This window comes from Clostridioides sp. ZZV15-6388 (assembly GCF_020657755.1).
Classification (GTDB): Bacteria; Bacillota; Clostridia; order Peptostreptococcales; family Peptostreptococcaceae; genus Clostridioides.
This window is the reverse complement of the sequence record NZ_JAGWCU010000014.1, coordinates 20,553-38,859: the sequence shown is the minus strand read 5'-3', so window position 1 is coordinate 38,859 and position 18,307 is coordinate 20,553. Positions and strand designations below refer to the sequence as shown.

15 protein-coding genes are annotated in these 18,307 nt (G+C 29.1%); 1 reads left to right on the top strand and 14 read right to left on the bottom strand.

Features of this window, described 5'->3' with window-relative positions; genetic code table 11:
- Positions 1-54 precede the first annotated feature (54 nt).
- The 5 genes from groL to KGF48_RS10445 all read right to left on the bottom strand — a co-directional run bounded on the left by groL (position 55) and on the right by KGF48_RS10445 (position 5,903).
- Positions 55-1,683: a chaperonin GroEL gene (gene groL / locus KGF48_RS10465; RefSeq protein ID WP_227827816.1), complete on the bottom strand. Its 1,629-nt coding sequence runs from the start codon at positions 1,681-1,683 to the stop codon at positions 55-57.
- A gap of 32 nt (positions 1,684-1,715) precedes the next feature.
- Positions 1,716-2,000: a co-chaperone GroES gene (gene groES, locus KGF48_RS10460; RefSeq protein ID WP_003420907.1), complete on the bottom strand. Its 285-nt coding sequence runs from the start codon at positions 1,998-2,000 to the stop codon at positions 1,716-1,718.
- 192 nt (positions 2,001-2,192) lie between these two features.
- Positions 2,193-3,683 (bottom strand): cardiolipin synthase, encoded by a 1,491-nt coding sequence (cls, locus tag KGF48_RS10455; protein WP_227839796.1) that lies wholly within the window; start codon positions 3,681-3,683, stop codon positions 2,193-2,195.
- Between the two features lie 19 nt (positions 3,684-3,702).
- Positions 3,703-4,578, bottom strand: coding sequence for a DNA-3-methyladenine glycosylase family protein (locus KGF48_RS10450; protein ID WP_227827818.1), 876 nt, complete (start codon positions 4,576-4,578; stop codon positions 3,703-3,705).
- Between the two features lie 293 nt (positions 4,579-4,871).
- On the bottom strand, positions 4,872-5,903 hold the full coding sequence (locus KGF48_RS10445; protein WP_227839795.1) for a putative sulfate exporter family transporter: 1,032 nt from the start codon (positions 5,901-5,903) through the stop codon (positions 4,872-4,874).
- Positions 5,904-6,093: 190 nt separating this feature from the next.
- Between KGF48_RS10445 and KGF48_RS10440 the strand changes: the two genes are divergently transcribed.
- Positions 6,094-6,990, top strand: coding sequence for a LysR family transcriptional regulator (locus KGF48_RS10440; RefSeq protein ID WP_227839794.1), 897 nt, complete (start codon positions 6,094-6,096; stop codon positions 6,988-6,990).
- Between the two features lie 236 nt (positions 6,991-7,226).
- On the opposite strand, the gene KGF48_RS10435 is transcribed toward KGF48_RS10440, so the two are convergent.
- From KGF48_RS10435 to KGF48_RS10395, 9 genes are all read right to left on the bottom strand, one after another.
- Complete coding sequence (locus KGF48_RS10435; RefSeq protein WP_227839793.1) at positions 7,227-7,961, bottom strand: MBL fold metallo-hydrolase; 735 nt, start codon at positions 7,959-7,961, stop codon at positions 7,227-7,229.
- A gap of 590 nt (positions 7,962-8,551) precedes the next feature.
- Positions 8,552-9,742 (bottom strand): permease, encoded by a 1,191-nt coding sequence (locus KGF48_RS10430; protein WP_227839792.1) that lies wholly within the window; start codon positions 9,740-9,742, stop codon positions 8,552-8,554.
- Positions 9,743-9,757: 15 nt separating this feature from the next.
- A complete protein-coding gene (locus tag KGF48_RS10425; protein WP_227839791.1) occupies positions 9,758-11,713 on the bottom strand; it encodes an alpha/beta hydrolase family protein in 1,956 nt (651 codons plus the stop codon).
- An 18-nt stretch (positions 11,714-11,731) separates the two neighbouring features.
- Positions 11,732-13,768 (bottom strand): alpha/beta hydrolase family protein, encoded by a 2,037-nt coding sequence (locus KGF48_RS10420; RefSeq protein ID WP_227839790.1) that lies wholly within the window; start codon positions 13,766-13,768, stop codon positions 11,732-11,734.
- Positions 13,769-13,902: 134 nt separating this feature from the next.
- The gene (locus tag KGF48_RS10415) at positions 13,903-14,565 is read right to left on the bottom strand and encodes a GntR family transcriptional regulator (protein WP_227868027.1); all 663 of its coding nucleotides are present in this window, start codon (positions 14,563-14,565) and stop codon (positions 13,903-13,905) included.
- Between the two features lie 311 nt (positions 14,566-14,876).
- Positions 14,877-15,803, bottom strand: a complete 927-nt coding sequence (locus KGF48_RS10410; RefSeq protein WP_227868026.1) for a ketopantoate reductase family protein — start codon at positions 15,801-15,803, stop codon at positions 14,877-14,879.
- A gap of 220 nt (positions 15,804-16,023) precedes the next feature.
- A complete protein-coding gene (gene pyrE / locus KGF48_RS10405; RefSeq protein WP_227827827.1) occupies positions 16,024-16,608 on the bottom strand; it encodes an orotate phosphoribosyltransferase in 585 nt (194 codons plus the stop codon).
- An 87-nt stretch (positions 16,609-16,695) separates the two neighbouring features.
- Complete coding sequence (locus KGF48_RS10400) at positions 16,696-17,598, bottom strand: dihydroorotate dehydrogenase (protein ID WP_227839787.1); 903 nt, start codon at positions 17,596-17,598, stop codon at positions 16,696-16,698.
- On the bottom strand, positions 17,591-18,283 hold the full coding sequence (locus KGF48_RS10395; protein WP_227839786.1) for a dihydroorotate dehydrogenase electron transfer subunit: 693 nt from the start codon (positions 18,281-18,283) through the stop codon (positions 17,591-17,593). Before KGF48_RS10395 ends, KGF48_RS10400 begins: the two co-directional genes overlap by 8 nt.
- Positions 18,284-18,307: the final 24 nt, after the last annotated feature.

The window sequence follows — 18,307 nt, the reverse complement described above, 5'->3', positions numbered from 1 at the left end:
TCTAAGTCAAAATAGTTCTCTATCTTAAAATTTATATTTTTAAATATTTTAAGATTACATCATTCCTGGCATACCGCCACCCATTCCTGGCATTCCTACATCTTCTTTTTCAGGAAGATCAGCAACAGCAGCTTCAGTAGTTAAGAAAGTACTTGCTATTGATGCAGCATTTTGTAAAGCACTTCTACTAACTTTAGTTGGGTCAACTATACCAGCTTCTATCATATTTACATATGTTTCATTTAAAGCATCAAATCCAGTTTCTGCTTCAGCATTAACAACATTTTGTACAATTACAGCACCTTCAAGACCAGCATTTATAGCTATTTGTCTTAATGGTTCTTCTAATGCTTTTTTAACTATTTGAGCTCCTAGTTTAACTTCTCCAGTTAAACTATCAACTAGTGTTCCTATTGCTGGTATAACACTAACAAAAGCAGTTCCTCCACCAGCTACTATTCCTTCTTCTACAGCAGCTCTAGTTGCATTAAGAGCATCTTCTATTCTTAATTTTCGTTCTTTTAACTCAACCTCTGTAGCAGCTCCAACTTTTACAACAGCTACCCCACCAGCAAGCTTAGCTAATCTTTCCATTAATTTTTCTCTATCAAAATCTGAAGTAGTTTGCTCTACTTGATGTTTGATTTGATTTACTCTATCTTCTATAGCTTTTTTATCTCCAGAACCATCTACTATTGTAGTGTTTTCTTTAGTTACTTTAACAGATGAAGCTCTACCTAACATAGATAAATCAGCTTCTTTTAAATCATATCCTAATTCTTCTGATATTACTTGACCACCTGTAAGTATAGCTATATCTTGAAGCATTTCTTTTCTTCTATCTCCAAATCCTGGAGCTTTAACTGCTACTACATCAAATGTTCCTCTTAATTTATTAACAACTAATGTAGATAATGCTTCACCTTCTACATCTTCAGCGATTATTAGTAGCTTTTTACCTTGTTGAACTATTTGTTCAAGAATTGGTAATAGTTCTTGTATGTTAGATATTTTTTTATCAGTAATTAATATATATGGGTCGTTTAAAACTGCTTCCATCTTGTCTACATCTGTAACCATGTATGCAGAAACGAATCCTCTGTCAAATTGCATACCTTCAACAGCATCCAATTCAGTATTCATAGTTTGAGATTCTTCAACAGTTATAACTCCATCTTTACCTACTATTTCCATAGCTTCTGCTATTAATTTTCCAACTTCTTCATCACCAGCAGATATAGAAGCAACTTGAGATATAGCTTCTTGTGTTTCTACTATTCTTGATTGATTTTTTAATTCTTCTACTGCTACTGTTACTGCTTTTTGTATTCCTTTTCTTAAAAGTATTGGGTTAGCACCTGCTGTTACATTTTTTAAACCTTCTCTGATTATAGCTTGTGCTAAAACTGTAGCAGTTGTAGTACCATCTCCAGCTACATCGTTAGTTTTAGTTGCTACTTCTTTAACTAACTGAGCTCCCATATTTTCAAATCTATCTTCTAATTCTATTTCTTTTGCTATAGTTACACCATCATTAGTTATAAGTGGAGAACCAAATTTTTTATCTAATATAACATTTCTTCCTTTAGGTCCTAATGTTACTTTTACTGTATCTGCTAATTTATTTACACCAGCTTCTAAAGCTCTTCTTGCTTCCTCTGAAAATTTAATTTCTTTAGCCATTTTAAACCCCTCCTAATAAATTTATTCTATATTTATTCAATAACAGCCAATACATCACTTTGTCTTAGTATTGTATATTCTTGCCCTTCTATTTTAACTTCTGTTCCAGAATATTTTTGGAATATAACTTTGTCTCCAACTGTCAATTCCATCTTTATTTCTTTTCCTTCAACTATTCCACCTGGTCCAACTTCTACAACTTCAGCTATTTGAGGTTGCTCTTTAGCTGCTCCTGGTAAAACTATTCCACTTGCAGTCTTTTCTTCTGCTTCTACTTTTTTAATTACTACTCTGTCAGCTAATGGTCTTATTTTCATTATTCACGCCTCCTAAAATATTAAGTATAGACTAGTTTGCCTATGTTTTTAGTTATTTTTAAATTAATACTACTTTTGTATGTAGATTTATATATATACTTTTTATTTATTATCACTCTATCTACTAGAGTGCTAACAATTATTATAATATACCAATCACACATAATTTTCAATACCTTTTTTAATAATTTTTTATAATATTGGTGAAAATAATCTGGCTACAGATTCTTTAATTTTTTGTACAATATTTCTGTTCATGAATACCTCTAAATTAAGCTCTTCACAATAACTTAAATCTTCAAAGAAATCATCTGTCATTACCTTGATAACATCTTCATCATAAATAAAAGCATTCACTTCAAAGTTGAGCATAAAACTTCTTAAGTCCATGTTTGCTGTACCCGCAGAAGCAATTTTATCATCTATTATTACTACTTTGGAATGTATAAATCCTTTTTTATACAAATAGACTTTACCACCTGCTCTTAATATTTCTTCAAAATATGAATAAGATGCTATATTAACTATTTTGTGGTCTGCAATTTTAGGAAATATTATTCTTACATCTACACCACTAAGTGCAGCACTTTTTATAGCTTTCAGCAGACTCTCATCCGGAATAAAGTATGGAGTTTCTATATAAACATTTTGTTTAGCTTGACATATAGCAGAAAAATAAGCATAATGAATGTCTTCCCAATCACTATCTGGTCCGCTAGCTACCACTTGTATCATACTTTCACCTACATTTCCGACACTTGGAAAGTAATTTTTAGTGACTAAAACCTCTTTTGTTGTATAATACCAATCAATCAAAAATGTCATTTGAAGCATATATACAGAAATTCCTTTAATTCTAATATGAGTATCTCTCCAATACCCAAACTTCTCATTTTTTCCTAAATATTCATCTCCTATATTTATTCCACCTGTATATCCAATTATTCCATCAATAACAACAATTTTTCTATGATTCCTATAGTTTAACTTTCCTCCTATTATAGGGAATTTTGTAGGTAAAAAAGCTGCTATTTCTATACCTACTTCTCTCATTTCTCGGAAAAATTTTCTATTAAACCAAAATCTCCAACACCCTACATCATCATATAAAATTCTTATTTTAATACCTTCCTTAGCTTTTTTTATAAGTTCTTCTTTTAACACCCTACCTATTTCACTGTCTTTGATTATAAAGTACTCTAAATGAATATGGTCTTTAGCTTCTCTTATATCTTCTATAAGTCTCTTAAATTTTTCATTTCCATCTACAAAAACATCTACTTTATTGTTTTTAGTAAATGGAAACATCCCAGTCTTTAGTAGCATGCTTATGACTCTTTTTCTATAGCTACCATCTTCTTCATCTCTTAAAAGCTTATTTTGCCTTATAGATTCTTTTTCTAGTTCAACAATTTCTGTTATCTTTTCTAATGTATCAAAAAGTTTCTTTTCTTTTATATTATTAGCTAGTTTTTGAGTTTTAAATAATTTTCGTTTTCTAATATTTCTACCCGAAATAGCATATATAATTAACCCTATCCCAGGAAATATGATAAACATCAATAACCAAGACATGGTTTTTGCAGGATCTCTATTTTCAAGTAATATAATTACAGAAATTATGGCTCCAGCTAGATATGATATAATTAAATAGAACAGAAATATTGTGCCTATCACTCCCATAATTCCTTCCCCCTTAAGTCTATTTTCCTATACCAAGCTCTCTTGCATAGTAAAATAGATATTGTTGTGCAAATCCAGACATTTCTCCAAATTTATCAATCCCATAAGTTCTCATTTTAGGTAAACTCATATCTTCATTTATGTAGAACTCTTGCATAACTCTCTTAACCCATACATCAACTGGAAAAGAGTCATATTTTTGCATGCCAAATAACGCAATACAATCACATACCTTTGGACCTACTCCATTAAATTTTAAAAGCTCTTTTCTACAATCATCTGTACTTAGATTTACATATTCAGATACCTTATCATTATTTTCTATAACAGCTTGTGTAGTACTCTTTATGTACTTGTCTCTAAAACCTGTTTGACATGCTCTTATTTGCTCTTGTGAGGCTTTATTTAACTCTTCTGGTGTTGGAAATGCATAGTATTCTTTACCTTCATACTCACCTATGTATTTACCAAAACTTTTTGATAAGTTTTCTATAGCTCTTTGTATCATAGGAATTCTATTATTAGAAGAAATTATGAATGATATAAGCATTTCCCATCCATCTTGTCTCAATATTCTTATTCCCCATCCAAATTCAGTAGCTTTATTTAAATATTCATCCATACTTTTTAGATTGTTTTTTATTTCTGTATAATCAGTCCCTAAATCAAAGTAATTATACCAAATACTATTAAACTCCTCTAAATTTGTATTATTTAAATATACTTTATCATCTTCTTTTTTTACATTTAATATTCTACCTTTCGCAACTCCTGTGTATGAGCCATCTTCTTGCTTTTGCCATCTAAAACATTGACCACACTCAAATATATGTTTTGGATCAAAATCTGTTACTCCTTCTAGTATAACTACATTATTCTTTTCATAAACATTCATATAAAAAATCTCCTTAATATTTATATTTTTATTTTATTTATCTGCTTAAATACTTAACTGTGATATGTGCATTTTTCTTATTTTAACACAAAGATAACTAATTTCAAAATTTATAATGTTATTATTATGTAAAATAATATTTTACTTTAAATTTTCACTATAAATAAAAAATGAACTCCAATAAGCTTATACCCATCTACGCTTATTAGAATTCATTTTTTATTTATATTATCGATTATTAATAACATATTATTTTGATTAAGTAGATTGATATTATAATCAATACTTTTATTCTATATAAATATCTTTATCAAAACTATCGCTGATATAACTTGTACTGTTCCTACAAATAAACCATATAAAGAAACTGCTTTACCTTGTCTTACTAAGTCTTTTACATTAACTTTTAATCCAATTGCTGCTAGTGCTATTATTTCAAATTTATTACTTATTTCTTTGCACAATACAGATACTTCTTTTGGTATGATATTAATTGAAAAAAGTGCACAAGTTATGAAAAACCCAAGTACATACCATGGTATATTTATTTTTTTCTTTTTTATTTCATCTTTTTCTTCTTCAATAATTTCACTGTTAGACTTATTTTTCAAATGTCCAAATACTAAAACAACTACAACTAAGAATATTACTCTCATTATTTTGAAAATAGTTGCTAAATCCTTTACATTTTCCCCAACTATAGCTCCACTTGCCACAACTTGACCAATTGATTGTAATGTACCACCTATCATTGCTGATGTTTTTACAAGTTCATGACTATATAAGAATTGAGATATTATTGGAAGTAAAAACATAAGAAATATACCAGTAACATTTACAATAGTTATTGCTATTCCTTTTTCTTTGTCTGTAGCATTAACTACTGGAACTGTTGCTGCTATAGCAGAAGAACCACATACTGCATTTCCACTTGCCATAAGAAATCTAAAGTTTTCACCAAAACCTAGCTTTTTACCTATATAAAGTGCTGATACTATTGTTATTGTCATTTGTAATATTATAAACAATATACCTGAAATCTTTAAATCTATTAGAGTAGATATACTAAGTGTTGCTCCTAATAATACTATTGAATATGATAGCAAATCTGTTTCTGAAAATTTATAACCCTTTTGAAATACTTTCTGGTTTAAAAATAAATTTCCTACAAACATACCCAAAAATATAGAGATTGATGCTGCTCCTACCTTAGGTATTAATATCGAAATAAATATACTAATATAACCTACTAATACTGATACAAACAACCCAGGTAATATTTCTTTTATATTCTTTAATGTAAAACTACTTTTATTTTTTAACATAATATACCTACCTTCCAATTAATATAGTTTTCTTTACAATAATAGTATATAATTGTAATAACCATAAGTAAAATAAATATATAATATCGTAATGATTAATATTTTTAATGATTAATGTATATATTACAATTATCTGTAAGTAACTTATAAAAAATACAAAATTTTTGTTATGCAAAGGAGATATAAAAAATTGTTTGAAGAATTAAAAACGTTTGTGGCTGTTGTTGAATATAAAAATTTCACTAAGGCTGGTGAATATCTAAATTTATCACAACCAAGTGTAAGTAAACATATTAAAAACTTAGAAAACTACTTTAAAGTTGTACTTATAAATAGGTCTATTAAACAAAAAACTATTTTTATCACAGAAAGTGGACAAATATTATATAAAAGAGCCAAAGAAATACTAAATCTTTTAAGTGTTACATATCATGATGTAAGTCAGGTTTCAGATGCTATAACTGGACGTTTAAAGATTGGCGCAAGTTTAACTATTGGAGAATATATTCTTCCTAATTTTCTTGCACTATTTTCTCAAAAGTATCCTGACATAGATATAGAAATTTTCATAGAAAATACATCTATTGTATCTTCTCATGTTAAGGATTATATTTTAGATATTGGACTTATCGAAGGGACTTGTTCTTCACCCACATTTATGCAAGAATATTTTTTTGAAGATAAGATGGTTTTAGCACTTCCATATAATAGTCCTTTATTAAAAGATTTTAGTTTTGATAAGCTTCAAAATCAGAAATGGATAGTCAGAGAAGATGGTTCTGGAACTAGAGACTATTTGGATATGTTTTTAAGTGTTAAGGAAATTATTCCAAAAAGTATGATGGTCTTTGGAAGTAACTATGCTGTCAAAGAATCAGTTAGAAATAATTTAGGGATTACAATAGTATCTAATCTAGTAACAAGCTTACCTGTTTTAAATAACGAACTATCTGTTATAGAACTTGGAAGCAACTATAACAGACATTTTTCATATATCTTTCCAAAAGATATAACTTTATCAAAAGCAGCAAGTATTTTCATTGAAGAGTTAAAAATATTTAGTAATTTAAATAGCATTGAAGATTAATATAATTTAAAACTAACAATAATTATAAGTTTTTTGAGAATGTTTATAGATTTGTGTAAATATATTTTTTCCTACTCAATATTACTGGAAATTTCTGATTCCAGTAATATTTTTATTCTCAAAATATCAAGTAAATAATTATTTATACATTTTTTGTTTCTTTCCTTCTCATATTTAATTATTTATATAGATAAATTTTTCATAAAGAGCTGGAGAGTATTTTCAATCATGTAACATTATTCAATAACTATATTTTTTAATGTTTCAATTATATTTTTTTTATATAATCCACCATGACTAAAAACTATTTCCTCTATATCATAGTTACTTAATTTCTTAATAGCTTTTATCAATTCTTGCTTGTCACTATGCATTACATCAACTGGTCTAAGTTTACCATCTTTTATCTCTAATAAATCTCCAGCAATAAGTACTTTAGATTTCTTTAAATAAAGACATATATGACCCCTAGTATGACCACCTGTGTGTATAACCTCTACTTCTTCACTTAAATGTAAAACCTCATGGTTATTTAAAGATACATCTACTGTCGTATATGATGACTTAAATCCAAGTTTCATAGCATTTAACATATCAAGCATTTTGTCATTAAAATTATCTATTTCTTGCTCTAATATGCAAAGTTTAAATGGTGTTTCCTCTCCTGTTATATAGTTAACTTCACTTTTGTATGCATATACCTTTATATCATTTTTAGATTTTTCTCTTAAATATTTTATATTTCCTATATGGTCTATATCATGGTGAGTTATTATGATATTTTTTAATTTATTAAAACTTGTATTACTCTTATTAAGAGCATCAATTATTAACTCTCCTTGACCTGGAAGTCCAGTATCAACAATGGTTGCCTCATCTTCTGTATAGATTACTGGAATATATATAACTTTACCCTTACCTAATATACTTGATGGAATTTCTAAAATATCTAATCCTTTTTTCAAATTCATAATATTTCTCCTTATAATTATTGAGCTAGAGATAACTTTAATCAAAAAAATTAAAAAACATAGATTATCCTCTAGTTACATTATGTTTATTAAAAACTATTAAAACCTAGTATATCACTGAAACAGAGAGATTACTCGACTTGATTTTTTTGTTATTTTATGATATAGTAGTTAATATAAAAATAAGTAATATCAATAGTTATAGCTATTAAAAATATTTTTCAATTCATCTTTTATATATTATAAGATGGATAATTCTAAAATTAAATTAACATTGAATTTCAAACCGCTCTTAGTCATATTTGAGTGTTTTTTATTTTAGATAAAACGTGAAAGAGTTATTAAAAATCAAACATGACATAACAGAAGAAATTTTAAATACTGCATATGTATTAGAATTTTTAATTTTATTTATCATTCTCATGTTATAGCTATGAGTATTTCCCTTAAACTTATGCGTTCATTATTTAAGTTAACATAAAAAAAGATTCTACAAGCTTTTTATGACTTTTAGAATCCTTTTTATATTATAACCTATCCCAATAAATAATTATCCCTTTTCCTATTTACTATTTAATTACAAAATTTATTTATAGCATTGGTACAATAATACCAGCTACCACTATAGAAATCATACAAGCCATACCACCAACTACTAGCTTAGGCATTATTTTAGACATCAAATATGCTCTTTCTTCTTCTGTTTCTCCAATGGCATTACATACTTCATTTGAAATCAAATATGTTGTTGGGAATCCCAGCATCTGGCAAAATCCTACACCAAAGGCAAGAGGTTTAGAACCAATAATTTTCCATCCAGGTAATACCTTCATTGTAATAAATATACCAATAATAGAAACTGCAAACATACCTACAATTGGTACAAAAAGACTAACTAAATCTGTCAAAGAAACCTTCGCTAAAGAAGGAATAACAGCCGCAAACACAACCATGTTAATAAACCCCTTTATTTTTCCTTTTTCTAAAATGTCTTTTGGTACAATACCAATACGAGTTACAAGAACACCAACAACAAGACATACAATCGAATAATTCACATGAATAATCTCTGAAAACTCATATCCTAAATAAGAGAATATAGCTATAAAAAATATACAAACATTTGTAGAATAATATTTATCATATTTTTCACAGAAAACTTGTTTTGCTTTTTTTGCTGTACCTTCTGTTTCTTTATTGTCACCACTCACATTTGCTAAATCAATTCCTTTTCCTTTTGCTTCATGATATTCTATTAAAAGACGGTTGGCTTCCTGTAGTGCAGCTCTAGAGGCAATTGGTGTACCAACAAATTTCTGAATTGCAAATACAACTGTTGCTGTAGCTGCTGCAAGTGTCAATCCTTTTTCTAACGCTGCCTGTGTCATAATAGTGGTAGCAGGTAAAGCCCCATTTATAACTGGTATACTTGTCAATACTGTTGCTTTTCCAAACAGAGGAATACACAATGAAACACAAATGATAACTGCCAAAATTCCAAGCCATGCTGTCAACACAGTTCTCCATTCGTCTATAAACTGTTTGACATTCAACATTGTTCCCATACTGAACATAATCATTGGAACACTCCAACTTGCCGCTGCAGTCATACCTGCTTTTTCAATAATATCTGCTGGTATCACTTTTGTAACAAAGAGAATCAAAAATAAAAGTAATGTGACAAATACAGCAGAAACTTTTGCTTTTGTTTTACTTGCAATTAAATCTCCAATAGCAAACAAAACTAATACAACACTAAACCATAATAACATTTCACTCATAAAATAACCCCCTTATTATAAATATCTTTCAAACCAATCTACAATGGCATCAGCACGTACAATTCTATTAGATGGTCTGCCATTTCTAGACAATCCGTGTGTATCTCCATGGAATAAATACATTTCTGTATCTACACCAAGCTGTTTTAATGCTGTGAACATTTGGAAAGTATCTCCCATAAAACATCTATAATCTCTATCGCTATGTAAGAACAAAGTTGGTGTTTTAACATTTTTTACATATTTAATAGGCGAATGATTCCAAAGAACTTCCTCATGATTCCAAGGTGTCTTATCACCACAAGTTTGCTTCATAATTCTATCACCAAAGTCAATAATCAAAGACGCTGTAACTAAGTTACTAATACCTCTTTGAGAAGCAACTGCTTTGAAACGGTCTGTATGGCCAATTATCCAGTTTGCCATATAACCACCATAACTTCCTCCTGTCACACCTAGGCGGTCTGCATCAATACCAGGATATTTTTCAATACAGGTATCTACAAATTCCATGAGATGTTCATAATCAACATAACCCCATCTTTCTACCATCTCCAAGAATTTTTCACCATATCCATCGCCTCCATGAGGATTACAGTAAATAACATACATTCCTTTTGATGCTACACACTGTTTCAAATGTGTAAACATATAACCATATGCCCATTTAGGTCCACCATGGATAAATAATACAGCTGGATATTTTTCACCTTCTTTAACATCTACAGGTGGTATTACAAAACCATCTACTTCCTCTCCATTTTTTGCCACAAATGTTAATTTTTCAGGTAAAGATACTTTATGACTATCTAAGTATGGTTTAGAAAAAGTAGTCATTTTTATCATTTCTCCTGTCATCATATCAATGCTGTATATTTCTGCTAATTCATAGTCTTTCAGCATAACTACATACATTGTGTTGTCATAAACATCAAAAGAGGTAAAAGCATCTACTTTTGTAATAATGCGTATATTACCTGTTTTTGTGTCAAATTCATTAAACTCTGTCATAGTTCTGCAAATTCTTGCACCAATAAACTTATCTCCTATGACTTTATTACTACGCCCACCACCATATACAGCATCTACATCCAATAATGTAGCATACATACCATCTGGGCTTGCAATCATATTCATTGCACCATTATCCAAGTTAAGCATAAAAATATCATGGTTCTGTGTAATAGAACGGTCTAATGTAGAAGCCTGCAACATTACTTTATTTTCACCAACATATTTAGCCAAGCTAATTTGATACTTTCCCTGTGGAACAAGTTCTTTTGTTTCTCCAGTTTCTAAATGATACTCCCAAAGACCAGAAAAAGGTGTCGCACAATCTTCATAAATCTGACCAATATATAAAATTCTTTTTTTGTCAGAAGAAACATCTAAACTTGCTACCTCACAATATTTTGGTGTAATAGCTTTTGTTTCATTTTTTCCTTCTTGATACAACTCTAAAGTAACACGTCTTCTTTGAGAAAAACTTTCTCCATCTCTTATAAAAGGTTTATCTGTAAATGTCCAATAGTCCACACCTTCTACCGCTCTATCTGGTTCTGATTTTTTAGCATCTGTTGGATTTTTTGTCATCAATAACCACAATTTATTTCCCAATGATACAGGTAGACCACAGGCTTTGGGGATAGAAAATGCTCTTTTTGCTTCTCCTCCTTGTATAGAAATAGTGTAAAAATCTGTTGTACCTGCTTTTGGTTTATCTCTTTTTGAAGTAAAAAATAATTCTGTATTAGAAATCCAGCTAAATGCTGTTACATCTCTTGTTTGAGTTAAATGTATTTGTTTTTTTGTTTTTATTTCCATAACATATAAGTCATGTTCATAACAATCTTTTTCCTCATTGATATTTGATATAATATAAGCAATATACTTTCCATCAGGGGAACAAGAAATATCATGAGGAAATAAATATTCGTAAATATCTGAACTTTCAATTTTTAGTTTTTCCATTTTTATATTCTCCTCTCTTTACTGCTCTTTTTTAACATATATTGAAAACCAATTTAACATTTCTACTAATCTTTGTAGTTTTTGTTTTGGTCTGCCAGAACGTGATAACTCATGATTTTCTCCTGCAAAAAGACAAAGTTTTGTAGGGCATTCATGAATTTTCAATGCAGAAAACATCTGGAATGCTTCTTGCATATAGCAACGATAATCTTTTTCCCCATGTAAGAATAAAGTTGGAGTAACACATTTATCAGCGTAAGCAAGAGGAGATTGTTTCCATTGAAGCTCATGATTTTCCATGTGAGAAGCTCCTGTTTGCCCTTTGCAGAAATAATAACCAATGTCTGTTGTACCCTCCATACCACTCCAGTTTGCAATAGAACGCTGAGCACAAGCAGCAGCAAAACGATTTGTATGACCAATTATCCAGTTTGTCATAAATCCGCCATAGCTTCCACCTTCTACAGCCAACTTCGTTTCATCAATATCAGGATATTTTTCAAGTACAGCATCTGTAAACTCCATAAAATCTATGTAATCAATATCTCCAAATTGTTTTCTAATATCAGCAAAATCATTCCCTCGACCTTCGGAACCTCTTGGATTACAGAAGAATACAAAATATCCTGAACTTGCAAATACCTGTATTTCATGCATAAAATATGGTCCATATGTCAATCTTGGCCCACCATGAATTGCCAATATAGCTGGATATTTTTTTCCTACTTCATAATCTACTGGTTTAAATACATATCCTTGTATTTCCCAGTTAGAACTTCCTTTTGATTCCATATATTCTGGTTCAGAAATTTTATATTCCTGTAGAATATGTTCATTCAAATATGTTTTCTTGCATAAAGTTTCATTTTCTACTGTATAAACTTCAGGTAATTGATTTCCTGTACAAGCTACACATACAATATTGCCATCTTTCACATCGATAAAATCAACAGAACCTGTTTTTGTAACTTTTTCCTGTTTTCCTGTTGGAATATGTATTCTCTCAATAATGCAGTCCATATTTACTGTAGAGGTATAATAAATATATTCACCATCTACTTTTGTTGTCTGCCCTGTACCTATTTTAATATCAGATGTTATTGTATTTCCTATACAATGATGTTGATGTTCTGAAAGAAGTTTCATTTCTTTTGTATCAATATCAATGGTATAAAAATCTCCATTTTCGCCATTACCATAAGACAAAGCATCTGTTAAATTTAACACTGCTTTATTTTTATATAATTCAAAACCTTTTATAATATAATTATCTTTTTCTAATATACAAACATTTGTATTATTCTTAGTATCAAACACATAAACTCCATTTTTTAAACCTTTTACATTTTCAAACTCCTGTCCTACATATAATATTTTGCCATCATTTATTTTCATATCTACCACATTAAACATTGGGGCTGTAATTGGCTTTAATTCCTTTGTATTATTGTTATATAAGTACAGGCGCTTTCTTTTCCTACTAATATATCCTTCACCATTGATAGCATAAGGAATTTCTTTAAAGTGTTCATATTGTCTTTTATTATAAGCATTTATTTTTTTCTGCTGTTCTTCTTCTGACAATCCTTCCATAGCAGGTTGGTCATTATCATAAGAATCAATTACTGCATACAAACCTTTTCCTATAGGATTCAATTTACCACCTTTGATGGGTAATCTAAAAAGTTCTTCTGCTTCTCCACCATGTAAAGATAAAGCATAGTAACTCATACATTGCTTGCCATTTTTAATACCTTCTTTTACTTTTTCATTTCTCAAAGCAGGGAACAAAATCGTATTTTCATTTTCCCAAGCATATGCTCCTACAGAATCTATAGAAGTTATTTGTTTTAATTCTCCACTTTTATTGTCTAATACATAAAGTTGGCTTGTGTAACCATTCTCTTTGATATCAGCTTTCTTTATAACAAAGGCTGTATATCCTCCATCTGGAGACAGTTGGCAGTCACTGATAAACTGAAATTCCAAAAATGTTTCACTTGTAAATAGCTTTTTCATAGTATTTTCTATCCCTTCTGTAATAATTTTATTCAAAGTTCCTATCACCTCTTTCAAATTTTTTATTTTAAATTTAAAATTTTAAATTTAAAATAAAAAATTTTTTATAAAAGGTTAATTTTTTAGGAAGCCATATGGCTTCCTGTACTATATAGGAATCTTGAAGTCTCTTATTCATCTTCACAAAATCGTTTAATAGTTCCTTGTATATGATTTCTTAATTTCTCAACTGCTTTTTTTGTATCTCTCTTTTCAATGTATTCCAATATTTCAAAATGGTCTTGCACTGTTCCCTCATAATTACGATTTTTTAATGGTCGTATCAAATAATTTACTACTATAAATCTTCCTTGTATACCAACATAGATATCTTTTAAAATTTTATTATTTGCACCTTCAACAATAGCTTTATGTAATTTTAAATCTGTAAGAGCAAGTTCTACCGATTTTCCTTGTTGATAAAATATTTCGCATTTATCAGAATATTTTTTTATCGTATCTAGCTTTTGTTGGAAAACCTCATCATCTTCTTCCTTCATCATTTTTTCTAAAGCATATGTTTCAATCAATGTCCTTGTTTCACAAACTTGTTTTACCATATCATATTCATACTCTGGTACATACACTTTACCATTTGTCATAATAGTAAGCACACCGTCTTTATTTAACATTTTTACTGCCTGTACGACTGGTGTTCGGCTAACTTCAAACTTTTCGCAAAGGTCATTAAGTAAAATTTTCTGACCTACAGAGTATTCACCACGTATAAGACTTTCAATAATCTTATGATATAAAATTTCATCTAAATTTGACTTTACTTTCAATACTATCACCTTATTTCTATACTATCACTTTATTTATATTATTTTGTTATAATATAATAAAAACATAAACTATAAGACATTATTAGACAGATTAAATTATAAAAATTTACTGTATCATAACAACTGAAATAATATATTACAAAAAGTATAGCATTTCTTCCTTTTTTTTGCAATAAATAAAAAATTTAAAATTTTTTATTTTTTTAGTATTCATAATTTGACGTATAACCATTTTTACCAATTGTGTCTACTAAAAAAGCTGTAGATAAATTTGTTTTACACAGATTTACTCACAGCCTCAATTTTTTTCTAAAAATTTTCTAAAATCTACTTTCAATTACTTTTATCATATAAAAAAGAGTCTGATTTATAGGAGTTGGTATGTTATACTTTCTTCCAAGTTCACAAATATTCTTAGAAAACATATCTACTTCTGTAAGTCTATGAGCCTCTACATCCTGAAGCATTGATGTTCTACCTTCTCTTGAATGTTCTAGTATTCTATGTAATGAATTTTCTACATCATCTTCTGTAAGACATATACCTTTTACTTCAGCTATATCAACAACTTCTCTCATTGCAGATTTTGCTAACTCTCTTAGATATTCAGAATCTTGAAACACTCCATAAGAAGCTCCAAGTATAGCTGAAGTTTGATTTACCCCAATATTAACCATGTATTTCCACCACATATCTTTTTGAATATTTTTTGATAATACATATTCTATATTTACACTATCAAAAACTTTAGTTATTATATCTGTTTTTCTATCTTCACTATTATCTTTATTTCCAAATACAATTATTCCATCTGTAGTATGTATAATATTATTTTCTATTTTTTTTGCATCTATATTTGTTACATATGAATATACCATTTTTTCAATTCCAAATCTTTCTCCTATTATCTCTTCACTATTAACTCCATTTAATAAAGACATTATTACTGTATCTTTTCCAACCAATCCATCTAACTCTTCTATATTTTCTTTTAGGTTATTGTATTTTAAACCTATAATTATAAAATCAGCTTCTTTTTTATATTCATCTTTAGTTATATAATCGAAGTCATATCTTTTTCCATTTATTATAAAACCATCTTCTAAATATCTTTTTTTTCTTTTTTGGTCACAAAGAATTTTAAAATCATATTTAGAATTTAAAAATTGTTCTGCAAAGGTAGCCCCAACAGCACCAACACCAAAAAATACAACCTTTTTTTGATTTTTCTTTAATTGATTACTCATACCGAAACCCTCCCCAATATATATAATAATTTTTTATTTTATAATTATATTGTACTGCTACTAGCTACTGTTTTGTAAATATATTTTCAACAAAAAACAGCTAGCCTTTTAAATGAAAGCTAGCTGTTTATTATCTCTTATTTATATATTTAAATTGATATTTTTTTAGTCAAAAAAATTTGTATTTCCTCAAATAATGTTAAATTTAATTAATTAGTTATTACATTCCTAATTCTTTAAACTCTCTACTTCCAGGTTTAACAACTGGTAATTTTCCCTCTTTACATAAAGGACATTCACCAGCTTCATAAACTTGAATATCAAGTTTTACTGCACTATATATAGGCATACCTATATCATGATTAGTTCTATCAGCTATACAAGCAACACCTATAACTTCTCCACCTAATGCTTCTAATACTCTTTTTGTTTCCATAGTTGACTTACCAGTAGTAACAACATCTTCAGCAATTATTATTTTTGCACCTTTTTTAACTTCAAATCCTCTTCTTAACTCCATTGTATTATCTTTTCTCTCAGTGAATATAGCTTCTTTTCCTAACTGTCTTCCTAACTCATAAGAAACTACTACTCCACCCATAGCTGGCCCAACTACTAAGTCTATACCTAAATCTTTAATTTGTTCAACAACTGTATTTAATACCTCAGCTGCATACTCTGGGAATCTTAATAACTTTGCACATTGCACATATCTGTTACTGTGTTTTCCTGAAGATAATAAAAAATGTCCCTCTAATAATGCATCACTTTTCTTTAATATATCTACTACATCTACTTTACTCATATTATTTTTTCCTCCATGTTAATATTATATTTATTTTAATTTATATTATTTGCTTTAGTTATACTTATTTATCATACCTGCACTGACTTATATAATTCCTCTTATTTCTTCTAAAGTCTTTATTCCTTCTCTATCCATAAATTCATTGATTCCATCTATTATCTCAAGACCAATTTTAGGATTCATGAAATTTGCAGTTCCAACTTGAATACAAGTAGCTCCTGCCATTATAAATTCTATGGCATCTGTAGCTTTAGTTATTCCACCCATTCCCATTACTGGTATATTTACATTTTTACAAACTTCATGTACCATTCTAAGAGCTATAGGCTTTATAGCTGGGCCAGATAATCCAGCATATACATTTTCAAATACTGGCTTTCTATTTTTTATATCAATTGCCATTGCTTTAAAAGTATTAACTAAAGATACTCCATCAGCACCTTCTTCTTCACAAACTTTTGCCATACCCACAATATCTTCAGCATTAGGCGATAATTTTATTACTAGAGGTAGTTTAGTTACGTTTCTTACCTCACGAACAACTTCTCTTGCCACTTCATTTTTTATACCAAAAGCCATTCCTCCTGCTTTGACATTTGGACAAGATATGTTTAATTCAATAATATCTACAGGCTTGTCATTTAACAGCTTAACCCCAAGTAGATAATCTTCTAATGTTCCACCTCCAACATTAGCAATTCTAACTAAATCTAACTCACTGAAGAAAGGAAGTTCACTGTCTATAAATCCTTGAACTCCAGGATTTTCAAGTCCAACACTATTCATCATACCTGATGGTGTCTCATGAACTCTCATACCATTGTTACCAGGTTTTTTATTTAAAGTAAGACCTTTACTACTTATACCACCAAGCTTTTGTATATCATAAATTTCATTATATTCTCTTCCAAATCCAAAAGTCCCAGACGCCATTATTACTGGATTTTTAAAATTAATATTTCCAAATTTTATGTTCAAATTAGCCATTAAAAATCACGTCCTCTCCCCAAAATACTGGACCATCTTTGCAAGTTTTTTTGTTTCCTTTAGTAGTCTTACATGTACATACTAAACATGCTCCTACTCCACATGCCATATGATTTTCAAGTGACACCATAATCCTTGTTTTAGTACCTTCTACCATTTTAACCAATTTTTCCATCATTGGAGTTGGCCCACATGTTAATATATAGTCATATTTTTCTACATCAATTATGTCTGTTACAAACGTATTTCCTACTGTTGTATATACCTCATTACAAACTTCTTTATATTCATTTTCTAATATAACATCTTCTCTAAATCCAAGATAAGCATCGCAGTCTTTTATATTTTTAGCAACTAAATACAATGGTGCTACACCGATTCCACCACCTACTAGAGCTACTTTTCCATCAACTTTACTATATCCATTTCCATAAGGACCTTCTAGCTTTATAGTATCATTCACTTTTAGATTACTAATAATTTGAGTTCCTTCTCCTACTACTTTATAAAGAAAAGTTATACCTTCTTCATCTATATCATGTATACTTATAGGTCTTGAAAGTACTGGATAAGTATCCCATGCTCTTAGCATATAAAATTGTCCCATCTTACCTTCAAAAGTACCTTTTACTTTCATTCTATACATATCTTCACCTATGTATATATTTTCTAGAATTTTATACATCCCAAAATCTCCTTTACTATTATA

Bases quoted from the DNA above. Each gene is read 5' to 3' on its own strand.
- pyrE (WP_227827827.1), bottom strand. From the start codon at position 16,608: ATGAGTAAAGTAGATGTAGTAGATATATTAAAGAAAAGTGATGCATTA.
- groES (WP_003420907.1), bottom strand. From the start codon at position 2,000: ATGAAAATAAGACCATTAGCTGACAGAGTAGTAATTAAAAAAGTAGAA.
- KGF48_RS10430 (WP_227839792.1), bottom strand. From the start codon at position 9,742: ATGAGTGAAATGTTATTATGGTTTAGTGTTGTATTAGTTTTGTTTGCT.
- KGF48_RS10450 (WP_227827818.1), bottom strand. From the start codon at position 4,578: ATGAATGTTTATGAAAAGAATAATGTAGTTATACTAGAAGGAGTAACA.
- KGF48_RS10400 (WP_227839787.1), bottom strand. From the start codon at position 17,598: ATGGCTAATTTGAACATAAAATTTGGAAATATTAATTTTAAAAATCCA.
- KGF48_RS10425 (WP_227839791.1), bottom strand. From the start codon at position 11,713: ATGGAAAAACTAAAAATTGAAAGTTCAGATATTTACGAATATTTATTT.
- groL (WP_227827816.1), bottom strand. From the start codon at position 1,683: ATGGCTAAAGAAATTAAATTTTCAGAGGAAGCAAGAAGAGCTTTAGAA.
- KGF48_RS10410 (WP_227868026.1), bottom strand. From the start codon at position 15,803: ATGAGTAATCAATTAAAGAAAAATCAAAAAAAGGTTGTATTTTTTGGT.
- KGF48_RS10435 (WP_227839793.1), bottom strand. From the start codon at position 7,961: ATGAATTTGAAAAAAGGATTAGATATTTTAGAAATTCCATCAAGTATA.
- KGF48_RS10395 (WP_227839786.1), bottom strand. From the start codon at position 18,283: ATGTATAAAATTCTAGAAAATATATACATAGGTGAAGATATGTATAGA.
- cls (WP_227839796.1), bottom strand. From the start codon at position 3,683: ATGGGAGTGATAGGCACAATATTTCTGTTCTATTTAATTATATCATAT.
- KGF48_RS10445 (WP_227839795.1), bottom strand. From the start codon at position 5,903: ATGTTAAAAAATAAAAGTAGTTTTACATTAAAGAATATAAAAGAAATA.